Annotated in this window: 10 protein-coding genes and 1 tRNA gene; 9 read left to right on the forward strand and 2 right to left on the reverse strand. The window is 44.4% G+C overall.

What is annotated here, in order from left to right; all coding sequences use genetic code 11:
- Positions 1–287 precede the first annotated feature (287 nt).
- The 8 genes from VMUT_RS05995 to VMUT_RS06030 all read left to right on the forward strand — a co-directional run bounded on the left by VMUT_RS05995 (position 288) and on the right by VMUT_RS06030 (position 9666).
- Complete coding sequence (locus VMUT_RS05995) at positions 288–1442, forward strand: MFS transporter (RefSeq protein WP_373419226.1); 1155 nt, start codon at positions 288–290, stop codon at positions 1440–1442.
- A 261-nt stretch (positions 1443–1703) separates the two neighbouring features.
- Entirely contained in the window at positions 1704–2003 is a 300-nt protein-coding gene (locus VMUT_RS06000; protein ID WP_048056909.1) for a hypothetical protein, read from the forward strand.
- A 336-nt stretch (positions 2004–2339) separates the two neighbouring features.
- On the forward strand, positions 2340–3731 hold the full coding sequence (locus VMUT_RS06005) for an APC family permease (protein WP_013604526.1): 1392 nt from the start codon (positions 2340–2342) through the stop codon (positions 3729–3731).
- The gene (locus VMUT_RS06010) at positions 3728–4663 is read left to right on the forward strand and encodes an acetamidase/formamidase family protein (protein WP_013604527.1); all 936 of its coding nucleotides are present in this window, start codon (positions 3728–3730) and stop codon (positions 4661–4663) included. Before VMUT_RS06005 ends, VMUT_RS06010 begins: the two co-directional genes overlap by 4 nt.
- Positions 4664–4696: 33 nt before the next feature.
- On the forward strand, positions 4697–5416 hold the full coding sequence (locus VMUT_RS12485) for an OsmC family protein (RefSeq protein WP_148224689.1): 720 nt from the start codon (positions 4697–4699) through the stop codon (positions 5414–5416).
- Between the two features lie 118 nt (positions 5417–5534).
- Positions 5535–6740, forward strand: a complete 1206-nt coding sequence (locus VMUT_RS06020) for an MFS transporter (protein ID WP_013604529.1) — start codon at positions 5535–5537, stop codon at positions 6738–6740.
- A gap of 90 nt (positions 6741–6830) precedes the next feature.
- A complete protein-coding gene (locus tag VMUT_RS06025; RefSeq protein WP_013604530.1) occupies positions 6831–8741 on the forward strand; it encodes an aldehyde ferredoxin oxidoreductase family protein in 1911 nt (636 codons plus the stop codon).
- Between the two features lie 58 nt (positions 8742–8799).
- Positions 8800–9666: a translation elongation factor gene (locus tag VMUT_RS06030; protein WP_048056910.1), complete on the forward strand. Its 867-nt coding sequence runs from the start codon at positions 8800–8802 to the stop codon at positions 9664–9666.
- Here the strand turns inward: VMUT_RS06030 and VMUT_RS06035 are convergent.
- Positions 9656–11275 carry an acyl CoA:acetate/3-ketoacid CoA transferase gene (locus VMUT_RS06035; protein WP_013604532.1) on the reverse strand — a complete coding sequence of 540 codons (1620 nt, stop codon included), beginning with the start codon at positions 11273–11275 and terminating at the stop codon, positions 9656–9658. The two genes, VMUT_RS06030 and VMUT_RS06035, sit on opposite strands and share 11 nt — an antisense overlap.
- Positions 11276–11460: 185 nt before the next feature.
- Here VMUT_RS06035 and VMUT_RS06040 point away from each other — a divergent pair.
- Positions 11461–11562: transfer RNA gene (locus tag VMUT_RS06040), tRNA-Leu, on the forward strand.
- Positions 11563–11800: 238 nt separating this feature from the next.
- On the opposite strand, the gene VMUT_RS06045 is transcribed toward VMUT_RS06040, so the two are convergent.
- Positions 11801–13573, reverse strand: coding sequence for an alpha/beta hydrolase (locus VMUT_RS06045; protein WP_013604533.1), 1773 nt, complete (start codon positions 13571–13573; stop codon positions 11801–11803).
- Positions 13574–13600 lie beyond the last annotated feature (27 nt).

Consider the following 13600-nt stretch of genomic DNA (forward strand, 5'->3'; position numbering starts at 1 on the left):
CTTATATTCTAAAAATTTATACTTTTATTTTTTCTCTCAAATAATAGCTCCTATTTCAAGGTAATAGAGAAAACTTAAAAATAAACTATATTGATTTAAAGTATGCCTAGCTCGAATGTTGGAGGGAAAGTGGTTTTCCCTTTAAAAACTGCTGTTATGGCTAGTATATCTCAGTGGTTGGGTTATGGTTTTGATGTGTATGATATGACACTTGTTGTTGGTCTTACACCATTCTTAATAAAGCATTACTACCTGATAAAATACCGTCATTTGTAGCTACAGTCATCATATTGCTAGGTTTCTCAACCACATTATTACTCAGACCTATTGGCAGTGCATTATTTGGTCACTATGGTGATAAACTAGGCAGAAGAAACACACTACTTATGACACTAAGCGGCTTAGGAGCTTCATCCGCTCTTTCTGCTGCGCTTCCCACATACGGACAAGTCGGCCTACTAGCCTTTGGATTATATGTGACGCTAAGAGGCGCCGTGGGTTTATTCGCTGGTGGTGAGTACGCAGCCGGTCATCCCTTCGCCATGGAGCAGGTTACACCAAAATGGAGGGGTACCTTTGCAGGTTGGGTTCAGAGTGGTTGGCCTCTTGGTAGCGGTCTTGCCGGCACCGTCATTCTCCTATTTGAGAGGTGGTTGGGACCTGGCATGTACGCCGTTGGTTGGAGATACGTATTTCTCACCGGCCTTATACCGGTTGCCCTTGGCCTAGCCGTTAGACTCGCTATGAGGGATACACCATTATTCCAAGAATTGAAGAAGATAGGTAAAGTCGAAAGGACACCATTCTTCAACCTATTTAAACCACCAACACTATGGAACTTCCTCCAGGTTCTTTTAGTTACAACGGGCGCGGCAATAAACTCCTACGCCATACTTATGGCAATGCTAAACCTAATACCAGCAGCTGCTAAGGCTCCCGCAGAAATGATGGCACTCTTATTACTTATATATGGCTGGGTCGGACTTCCACTTGACATAATATCAGGTACCCTAACAGACTTTGCCGGTAGGAGACGCTTATTCATTTATACATCCATAATATATGGTATTTTAACAATACCAATTCTGTATGAATATAGTATAGGATTTATACATGGAATAGTGAATTATGTATACCTAGGATTAATACTAATGATGCTCTCAGACTGCTTAATGTGGGGTTCCATGCCTGCGTATTTAACTGAGAGATTTCCAACTGGCAGAAGAGCAAGTGGTGTTGGTTTTGGTTATAGTGCAGGGCTTATAATACCTGCATTCACATCATACTATATTTATTACCTACATACCACTCTTTCAGCGATAGAGGGACCCATACCCTGGCTAACTACGGCCATATACTTCATAATAGGATTTATACTCTTCGGTATTGGAGCATATCTAGGCCCAGAAACAAGGAATATAGATCTAAGAGAAATAAAATAACTAAGTTTATCCTTTGCTACCCCTTCTCTTAATGTTCGCTGGAACATTAATCCCCATGAACATTCACGGTCCGTTACTGTTACAACGGCACTCATGACAAGCCACCTTACTGCTTTCTCGTTATTATTCAATTCCTAAATAACGGGGCTGTTTCCGCGGCGCTTTTGCGCATCGAATTCTAATTACTTAGTCCTTGGTCTCTCACCGTGGTGCATAGAGTCGTATGGGGTAAAAGCATGAACCTTAGTTGGACTAGCCATCATGGGCTGGGCATTAGTCGTACTCTTCCTACTCCCCGCAGTGAGTAGTTACAGTGAGGCTTTGGGTCATTACAATAGTTTGGTCACGTGTATGGCTCGGTATAGGGCTTTGGTTAGTAACTACACGGTGCTCGCCAACCAAGGCCTTGCCATGGCCGAGGCGCTGGGTAATCTAACGATGGCAAATGTCTACGCACTAAATCAGTCAATGGCACTCCTCAACAACGTGCACCGCGAATTAATGGGCTCTAAACAATACGCTAGGCATCAACAGCCAAGTACTCAATTAAGTAATGACTGAGTTGAGGGTTGTCAATGAGGATGTAATCATCAACAAGCCACTTTGCGGATTTGTCAAGCCTATTAATCAAATGAGGTGACCAAAAAGCCCAGCGAGATCTTTGAGATTGTGGATAATTGTGTGACCTGGCAATTGGATGTCTTCTTGGTCTCGACTTCATTGCCATCCTTAACGGTTAAGATGGGGGGTTAGGGAATTGTCCCATTTATTGTGTGTTATTATTGCATATTGTGTAAATAGTCATGATCAATGCCGAATATTTTGAATATAAAGTCTTTAATTAAAAATATGTTTGGAGGAAATGCTTTAAAAATAGAATATATAGTCCCGAGAACGATGGGTAAGGAGTCTAGTTATGGGTTAAAACGCGGTGTTGTAACTTTTTGGGAGCTTGTTTTTCAATCACTAAGTTTTACAGCACCTGGGATAGCGGCTTTAGCCACGTTAAGCGGTGCTGTGGCCTTCGCCTACGGGTCAGCGCCACTTTCGGTTATTCTTGCAGCACTGGGTGTGGCGTCGGCGGCGTATGCAGTCTATGAATTCTCCCTTAAGGTTGCATCCAGCGGTGGTTACTACAGGTATATCGAGAGGGGGTTTGGACCCAGGGTCGGTGCGTGGAGTGGGTGGTTGTACATACTGTATGCAGGTGTTGCCGCAACACCCTTTATTTACCTAGAGACTGCCTTGGCCGTCCAATACGGATTATCCGAACTAGGTATCAACCTCCCGAGCTGGTCCTGGTACCCATTAGGCATAGCCGATGCACTACTCGCCCTGGTGCTACCTTACCTAGGCATTAAACCCTCAGTTAAGTACATGCTCTGGACAGGCATGATTGAGATAGCAGCCCTAATGCTTGGTGGTGCAATCATAATCGCATTATCCCCCAAGCCCTGGGACCCACTCGTATTCACACCGGCATATGCACCAGGCGGTTGGTCTGGGGTTGGTATGGGCCTTATCTTCGCCTTCACGGCCTTCGCAGGTTGGGGCTCAATGACATTCCTAGGCGCAGAGGCTAAGGAGGCTCACGTAAACATTAGGAGGGGCGTAATTGCCGTTGTTTTGCTATTATCCGTATTCTTCATATTCATGATGTACGCACTAATAATTGGCTGGGGACCCAGTAACGCATCTACCTACTTCCAATACTTCATACCTGGTATAACCGAAGCCGTTAAGTACGGCTTATTACCCATAGCCATCCTCTGGATGATTCTAGTGACGAATAGCGGCTTCACGGATACTATGGCAATACTAAATGCCGTGGCCAGGGACATGTACACAATGGCCAAGGACAGCGCCCTACCCCAATGGCTCTCAATAACACATCCCAGGTACAAGACGCCGCACAGGGCATTGATACTCGATACAGTAATCGGCCTAGCACTATTTACAGCACTTGGCTGGACCCTAGGACCACTAAACGCATTCCTAATAACCGGGCTTTGGGGCGGTATTGCAACCTCCATCGAGCACCTCCTAATAAACATCGCACTACCGCTGTACTCCAGAAAGAGGGACTTCTTCAAGTGGACCCACGTGGCGGTACCCACAATAGCCTCAGTACTGTACCTCTTCGTCCTATACGCAACCGCCATAACAACTGCAATAAGCCTACCGGTCATCGTGGCAGTAACATTTTTAGTGGCTTGGTTCATAATAACTGGGGTAATATCCTGGAAAAAACCAGTGGTTCCAAGGCTTGAGGAGGGTGAGGAGTTGTGATAACGATTGACGGGACTAGGGAGGAAAACCTACACTACAGGTGGAGCCCAAACCTAAGGCCCATAGCCAGTGTCAGGGATGGTGATGAGGTCACCGTAATCATACCAGACTCATCAACAATGCAAATAAGGCCAGGAATGACCGCAGAGGACCTGGCAAAACTCGACTCATCAAAATTCGACGCCGCAGTCGGGCCCATCTACGTCGAGGGTGCTGAACCTGGTGATGCGTTGGCTGTTGACATACTCGATATTGAGGTCGGTGATTGGGGGTGGTCAGCAATACTTGGCTTCATAGGGCTTCTCAAGGGCAGGTTTAGGGACCTACTCATTCACTGGAGGATTAGCAATGGTTACGCAGAGACAACAGGCGACTTCCTCAGGGGTATTAGGATACCGGTTAGGCCTTTCCTTGGTGTTATTGGTGTTGCGCCTAGGGAGGGTGAGTTCGAGATGATACCGCCGCAGTACTTCGGTGGTAACATGGACAATAAACTTCACGGAGTCGGAGCCAGGGTCTACCTACCAGTCAATGTCAGGGGTGCCTTATTATCGCTGGCTGATCCACATGCTAGTCAGGGTGATGGTGAGGTGACTGGAACAGCAATAGAAACAAACGCAACAGTTAGGATCAGGGTCAACGTGATTAAGGGCCTGGGCATAAGGAGGCCATTTACAGTGGCCTCAATCAAGGACGAACCAACCAACGTCATCGCGACCATGGGCATATCCAGCGATTTATACCAGGCGGCCAGGGATGCCCTTGAGGACATGCTAACGATACTGAATAAGCTCTATGGGTTAACACCCGAGGAGGGTTACGTACTAAGTAGTGTGATTGGTAACCTTAGGATCTCGGAAATAGTTGACGAACCAAACTACGTAGTAACACTAACAATACCAAGAAGCATAATAGAAAGGATAAGGCAATGAAAGATTTACCTAGTGAGTTGTTTAATTATTTTATTGCGATTTTTTGATGTTAGGCAGGGGAAAGCAACGCCTGAGGAGTTGACTGGGTCCACATTCACAATAAGTAACCTGGGAATGACAGAGGTCATTTACTTCACACCAATAATAAACCCGCCGGAGGTCGCGATACTCGGTGTTGGGAAGATTAGGGATACCAATGGGAGAAAACTCCTACCGCTAAGCCTAACCCTTGATCACAGGGTGATTGATGGCTACGTGGGCGCTCAATTCCTGGGTAGGCTCAAGGAGTTGATTGAGAAGCCCCAGGGAGTACTGCCTGGACTACCGTCTCCGCCTGAGGTTTCCTATACCCTAAGCGCGGTTTCACTGTCAGATACTAGGATTGAGGCTACCATAAGGAACTTCAGGGTAATGGTTGATGAGACAGAGGATGCGGGAGGTACAAACACAGCGCCAAACCCAATAGAATACTTACTACTTGCCCTAGCTGGGTGCATGAATGTAACCATTAGGAAGATAGCCAGGGAGATAGGTGTTAAGATAGACTCAATGCAATTAACAGTGACCGGTTCACTAAACCCAGCCAGGTTTGAGGGTCTCACAAAGACTGGGAGGGCTGGCTTGACTCATGTAAGTATTGAACTGAGTATATCAACAACAGCACCAAGGGATGCAATAAACGATATAATTAAGGAGGCCGAGGAAAGATGCCCAGTGCACGACACATTAACTCAAGGAACACAAATTGTTTAAGTCTTAGTAAGGTGTCGTAAATCACGTTTAAGAGATGCATTAGGTAAACTTTCTGTTTCTTTTTAATTATTCTCATGTAGTATGTTTTAAATGGGCCTTAAATTATGTTTGCCATGGTATGGACCTTATCGATAAGCGAAGTACTAGGTGGGTATTGACCCTATTGCCGTATAGTGTCGCCATTGGTCCTCTGGGTACCCTGATTACTCTCGAGATAGCATCGTTTAGAGGTAGCCCCGTGGATGTTGGTTACGCCATGGCTGCGGGCTCTGCTGCCGGTATCATTGCGCCATTACTGTGGGGTTTCCTGCTTGACAGGTATGGTAATAAGGAGGTGCTTGTCCTGGGTTTTCTCGGCACAGCCCTATTCATCCTAGCTCTTACCTATGCGCCTAATATTCCACAAATAGCCCTTTACTACGCCGCATCATCACTATTCTCCTCCGCCGTTGGTGTTTCCACAAGTTTCATCCTTATTAAGTCCTCGAGCAAGTATAAATTGAATGAGTCATATTCCTTACTTAACTTCATTAGTTCGCTGGGTTACCTAGTTGGTGATGTTTCGGCTGCCGTATTATCAAGCTTTATGGGCATTAAGTCCATATTGCTCATCATGGGCTTATTACCTGTTATCTCTTTTGCTTGGTCATTAATTTCTGTACCGCGGGTCAGCAATGGTGAAAGACAGATAGTAAGTAGGCGAGTATTTAGGGAGCGTATTCGTAATGTTAATCTGGGCGAGTTAATTACTCTTTACTTGGCGCTTGTTATTTTCTATTTATCATCAGGAATATTCAACACGCTTTACCCATACGGACTAAGGGTTGGTGGTTTATCGAGACCTTGGGTAATGACCATAATTTCCGTAGGCATGGGAGTTCAGATTATCGGTTATATGATTACCCCACGCATGATACACCTACTCGGTGGTAATGCAAGAGCATCATCGCACTCATCAATACTAAGGGGATTATCATACTTCCTAATTGGATTAACTGCATCAACTCCGGAGACCATGATCATTACAGGATTAACACTATACCCACTAGCCGCAGGTATCGCCTACCCAACATTCTACACCGCATCAAGTGTTATGATCTTCGAGAAACTCGATAATGGCGAGGAGGGTAAGGGTCTTGGTGCCTATAGCTTCATTACTGGTTCGGCGTATCTAATAGGGTCATTAGCGTCTGGGTATTTAGCAGATTTCATCGGGATTGGTGGGAGTTACATGGTGGCTGGTGCAATGCTTTGGGTATCATCATACCTATTCAAGCAAATCCACAGGAGCGAGATTACTAAGAGCGCGGTTAATCAGTCTTAGTCATACCCAATACCCATAAACCATAACCATGCGTTTTTATTACCTAATCTACTGGGTTTAACTTTAAAGGAGATGTGATTATTTCTTGTTGTGGTCATAAAGGGTGTTAATGGGATTATAGGCTTTGTTAATCTCTCAACAGGAGAGGTTAGGAAGATTCAGGTACCTGATGATGTGTATAGGGATTTCCTTGGTGGTTATGGGCTTGGTACCTGGTTCCTATACACCCACATGAAGCCTAGGGTAGACCCACTAGGTCCTGACAACATACTGGGCATAATATCTGGCCTACTAAATGCGAGTGGTATTCCAATGACCGGTAGGTCTATGGCAGTTGGTAAGTCACCATTAACGGGTGGTTGGGGTGATTCTAACGCCGGTGGTAGGTTCGGCCCTAAGTTATTGGAGGCGGGTTTAGACGCTGTATTCGTTACTGGCACCTCTGAGAAACCCGTCTACATATTAATTGAGAATGGCAATATACACATTGAGAATGCAACAGACCTTTGGGGTAAGACGACCAGGGAGACCGAGGATGAATTAAGGCGTAGATACAGGGGTGCTCAAGTGGTTAGTATTGGACCACCTGGTGAGAGACTTCAGTTAATTGCGGCTATTATTAATGAGTATGGTAGGGCCTATGGCAGGTCTGGACTCGCTGCTGTAATGGGTAGTAAGAAGTTGAAGGCTATAGTTGCTGTTGGTGATAAGAAACCCGTGATACATGATAGAGATTTACTTAGGCAGAAGATCAAGGAGTTGCTTGATGTGTTGAGGACGACTAGGGCCAAGGCCTACGAGATTTGGCATAAGTATGGAACAATATCCACATTGGACACGAGTGTGTTGTCCGGCGATACACCAATTAAGAATTGGGCTGGTATTGGTGTTAGGGATTACGGGACAAAGAACCTTGAGAGGTTTGGGACGAACACGGTGATTCAGGATAATGTTAAACCCTATGGCTGCGCAAGCTGCCCAGTATCCTGTGGTGCATGGATAAGGAGAAGCACTAGGTATGGCTTGGTTGAGGGACACAGACTTGAGTACGAGACAGCCTCGCTCTTTGGACCAGCCCTATTAAATGCTGACCAGGACTCAGTGGTTTATGTCGGTGAACTCTGCAACATGTATGGATTAGACACAATATCGACGGCAAATGTTGTGGGTTTCACCTTCGAACTATACGAGAAGGGAATACTCACCGAGAAGGATGTTGGCTTTCCACTAAGGTGGGGTGATCCTGACTCAGTGGTTAAGCTCGTGGAATTAATAGCCAAGGCTGAGGGAATCGGTAAGATACTTGGCCAAGGTGTTAAGAGGGCTGCTGAGATAATTGGTAAGGGCGCCGAGCAGTATGCAATGCATGTTGGAGGTCAGGAATTACCATCACATCACCCACAGTTCTTACCTGGACTGGCCATCACATACACCGCAGATCCAACGCCAGCTAGGCACACGGCTGGTGGTGTTCATTGGTGGGGTGAGGGCGGCAAGAGGCTTTGGGCGCCATTCGACATTGGCATGGACCTAGGCGCATCACCTAAGTATGACTATAGTGATAAGGGTCGTAAGGCAGCCATAATAGCCATGTCCACACAGGTCGAGAACTCATTAGGCTTCTGTCAATTCGCATCTCAAGTAATCTATAGGACCCTGCCATACATAGACCTGATATATGCCGTAACCGGCATGAGGTACACACCGCAGGAGCTTCTTAAGGTCGGCCATAGAATACACACACTTAGGCAATTATTCAATGTTAGGGAAGGAGTAAATCCAAAGAAGGACTTTAAGTTACCCAAGAGGGTTCTCGAACCATTCCCGGAGGGACCGCTGGCTGGTGTTAAGTTGACTGAGGAGGATGTGGAGAGGATGAGAGAGCAGTACTGGGAGACACTCGGTTGGGATCCAAGCACTGGCTACCCGAGGAGAAAGACTGTTGAGGAGCTTGGGCTTGCTGGGATAGCTGGCGACATCATTAGTATTCTACCTCCATGATCATTTTACTTAATTAATACGATAGGTTTAAAAGCAATAATTCTCGGTCATTATTTTCGTGCTTCGAGGAAGCATAGTGAGTATATTATCAACGAATGACCAGGAGGCTTTTGAGATAGCCTCAATGCTTGGTAAGAGGGATAGGGGTGAGGAGAGGGTTTACTATAGGAAAATTAATGATCTCGTACGTAGTATCCTAATCCCGAGTCCAGATAGTATACTTGATGAAGCAATTGCAGTCTCTATATCAAGCTCCTTTTACTTCAAAGTGAGCGATGCAATAACTTGGCTTGATGGTGAGAGAGCATTATTGCTTGAAGCGTCAGGCTTGCCAGGTATTATTCTTACGAATGATACTAACACCTTCATGAAGTATTTCAGTGAGCTGAGTATTTCGAAGTTAATATCTGAGTTTAGGGAGTTTGACATGGATGTTAGTGATAGGGGCCTTGTATATGTCGATAGGGCATTTAATGTTAAGGGTGTCGGTGTTGTAGTGCTTGGCTACGCATTGACCCAGGTATCAGTACATGATAAGTTCATTGCATACCCAATGAACGTGGAGACTGAGATCAAGAGCATCCAGGTGCTTGATGAAGACCAGGACTCCGTAATGCCAGGTACACGTGTCGGTTTGGCATTGAGGAATACTAAGCTTGAGGATATTGATGGAGTACAGGCGCTCATTAGGCCGGGTACGAAATTCATAAACTCCATTAATGACTTCAACAGGTTTAAGTGGAGCGATGATGCTAGGGAGGTCCACGTGATTTTTAATGGTATTAAGGTTATGGGTAAGGTTGAGGGTAATAGCATTGTATTAACCAGTGAGTTACCCATGGTTAGTGGCAGGGCATTAATAATAAACGTGAATGCTAAACCTAAAAAGCCAAGAATAATGGGTTACGCCATAATCAACGCTTAATCGCCTTTTCAACGATCTCCAGTAGGCCCATGGGCTCATCCCTAAACACGATATCGTCCATTGGCTGTAGATGCCTTGAAATTACTGGCTTGAACTCCATCTTAGCTAGGATATCCCTCTCAATATCAACACCTGGTGCATACTCCTCAAGCACTAATCCCTCACTTGTTAATCTAAAAACTGCTCTCTCGGTTATGTACATTACCTCCTTACCCATCTTAAGGCCAAGTTCAGCATTGAAGCCGACCTTATAGGGTTTTTTAACGAACTTTATTATTGTTCCATCCTTAATTATGGCAAGCCTACCATCGATAATGTCAATTTCTCTCTTACCTGCAGTGAAGGCACCAGCGAAGTAAAGCCTAGGTGAACCATAGGCGATTACAGGGAATCCACCAGGTCCTGTAACTTTCTCGGGTAAGAAACTTGGGTTTACATTACCACTAGGCCCAACTTGCATGAAGCCAAGTGATGCCGCGTCTATAATGCCTCCCTCGTACATAATGAATTGGTCTGGCATTGGCAGTATTGCCTTAGGCGATATTGCTACGCCGAAATCATCATCACTAAGTGCAATCCCACCCCAGGGACCTGACTCGACCGTAGTGACTATATAATCATCAACACCCTCACTCTTTATTATCCTGGCGGCTAGGGCAGGTATTCCAATACCGAGGTTTATTGCTATTGGCCTACCTAATCTCTCAACGAGCTTTACAAACTCGAGAACAACTCTTCTAGCAATGGTTATTTCAAAATTAGCCTTATCATCATTGGGTAAGCATGCATTGCTTATTACGACGCGACCACAGACGCTTGGGTCGTACTTAATACTGGCCGATTGTGTGTGGTACTCGGGTGGTGAGGTTACTACATAGTCAATTAATGGGCCCGGAACATGAACGTCCCTGGTATTAACAAACCTGCTTGCATAAAGCACCTGGGCAATAACAACGCCGGGATTGGGCTGAGCCTTAACGGCCTGGGTAATCGCCAGAACAGATCCGTAAATTGCCTCCTCACTCATTGTTAAATTACCAAATTCATCAGCAGTACTACCCCTGATTAAGCCAATCCTTGGCTTTGGGCAATCATAGAGAAGGTACTCATCGCCATTAATACTAACTAGCTCAACTCTACATGTCCTCCTCTCCCTCGCCAAGTCATTTAAGTAAATACCATCCTGCCTAGGGTCTAGGAATGTCCCAAGGCCAACCTTAGTAATTGCCGGCGTGCTAGACGCAATGCTCCTAAACCACCTAGTCGCAACACCTATTGGAAATGAGTAAGCCTCAACCCTATTCTCAATGGCTAGCCTCTGAAGCCAGGGAGCAACGCCAAGAAACGTCATCATGAATCCCTTAATAAAGCTGAAATCGTTATCCTTAAACATATACTCAGCAATTAGATCAAGGCCACGCCCTCTAGCTGCAGGTAATGAGTCAGTAACTATGAATAAATCACGTGGATGACCAGTCTCCCTATACCTCTCATAAAGCTTAAGAAGTAGATATTCAGGTGTTGTCGCCATATTAAAACCAGAAACCGCAATAACATCACTATCCTTAATAATATCCAATGCCCTACTAACATCCACAACCTTACTCATAATCAAACGATTATGAAACCTCGAAAATTTATACCTTTATAAAAATGCATTTTTTGCCTAACACCTTGACAAACTATATTTGAACAAGAATATATGAAAATAAATAAGTGAATATAACCACGAAAGGCAGGTAACAACGACCAGGGCAAAAAAGTTAAAAAGACCGTGATTATTAAATTAAACCTGCGGGGGTGCCCGAGCCTGGTCAAAGGGGGCGGACTTAAGATCAAAAATAAGATATCCGCTGGCGAAGGCCTGCGTGGGTTCGAATCCCACCCCCCGCACCAAAAGCTGAATGGGTTATTCGATTTTTGAAATGACGAAAATAACTTATTACAAACATGGATTTTAATGCTATCCATTTACTTTTCCTTAGTTTTCAGTGGCAATCTACAGTAAATAAATTTAGGTTCACTAAATGAGATCCATATAAATTTTGTACTAAAGACCATTTCTAAATTTATAATCATAATAGTGACTTAATTAAAGATGATTATCGTTTTATTTTAAATATTAATGCTGGTATTAAAAGGAGTCAAAGGCGACTACGTACCATACTATGAACATTGTCACTAGGAACATGCCGACATAAGCATTTCCCGTCTTCCTAAAGTAAAATGTTATTAGCGAGGCAACTAATGGCCATAGTATTACGAAGGGTATCATGTATATTGGAAGCACACTTAGATTAGGTGCGTGGTCAGTAAATATTTCTCCATAAACAATGATCAGCCAGATAATTATGCCTAGAGTTAACACTACCGAGTTAATAGCCATTTCAGCTCCAGTACTTATCTTTCCAGCCTTTGGTCTCATAAACCCACTAAATAATACTGTCAGTGGTACAAGGAGAATAGCAAATGGCAGTAAATACGCCCAGAAGTATATGAATCTTCTAAAGGTCATTGATTCCAAGGCCCAAATCCATAGCCTAAAGTCCACATTAAATGTATAGAAAACAAAGTCCAGTATTACATACAAGGTCGACAATACTATAACCGCGAATACAAAGGCCTTAATTATATTGATTATAGTAGTCTTTCTATCACCCCATGAAAGCCCATAATTAATCGCAGATGCGCCTTTCTTCCTTAAGAAAACGAGGTGATCCATTATGAGAAGAACTATTGTTATACCACCAACTACCAATGCCCAGAACATATAAACATCGCTCTGTACCTGGGGAAATACAACACTTACGAATGATGTTAGGTGAGACCAGACAAACATGTTTGTCCATATGTACAGTGCAGGGCCTAGGGCTGTCGCTATTACTGCATTGATCCACCAACCAATACCTGTAAATCCCTTGTAATCAGGTATTGGTCTCACTAAGGATCTAAATACACTTGTTCTAAGTAATAAGGCCCCAGTAGCGAATAGGAAAATAAAAGCACCAAATAACGCCAATCCAGTACTAACGACTTTCCATTGCCATATCTGATTAGTTGGCGATATGTAAATGGGCGCGCCAAGGGTTTGATAGAACCATTGTATTACCTCAGCGATCTCAGTCGGGTCATCAGTTGCCTGTGCATGAGTTATTGGAGGTTGATATAATATTCTGGCAGTCCCATCATTTATTGAACCATACACCTCATTCGGCACCACTGGCTGTGATGTATTGAAGAACTGCATTAATAATGGTGACTCTGGCGCGTCAAAACCTGTCGGCTCATGCATCATCAATGGACCTAACTCCTCGTAAAGACCAAAGGCTATAGCTACATTTTTGAGATGGCTAACCAATGCTGAACTATAGAAGCCGTACCAAAACGGCGTTGATTCCATGAAAAACATTGACCTATAATCATTTGGTAAAGCCAACGCGGCCTCAGTTATTGCCAGGCCACCCATGGAGTGCCCAACAAGACCTATATCGCTGGCATTAACCATGGGCAGGGAGGTCAAATATTTTAGGGCGCTCACCGTACCGTAAGGCCCATAGGCAATTGCAAGCCCTATACTACCACCAGAGAGCCCATGCCCATAGGGATCCATTATTAATACTACATATCCTCTCCTCGCTAGCTCTATGGCGACATTTTGCATAAACTCTTTTTGATTGTTCCACCCATTAACAGCTAATATCGCAGGGGCAGGGTGCTTCGTTGACGCAGTGCTAGGTAAATAAAGCATGGCGCTTATCACAGCGCCATGATCACCATATATCGCTATTTGATACACATGGACAAAACCAAAGTCAGAATTAACATAGGACGCAAAGGCACCTCCGCCTATTATTAAAATTAACGATATTATAAGTAGAATTAGGTAGGTTTTAATTTCAGGGTCCATACTTCCTGAATATTAGAAACTAAATTT

This window comes from Vulcanisaeta moutnovskia 768-28 (assembly GCF_000190315.1).
In the GTDB taxonomy this organism is placed as follows: Archaea; Thermoproteota; Thermoprotei; order Thermoproteales; family Thermocladiaceae; genus Vulcanisaeta; species Vulcanisaeta moutnovskia.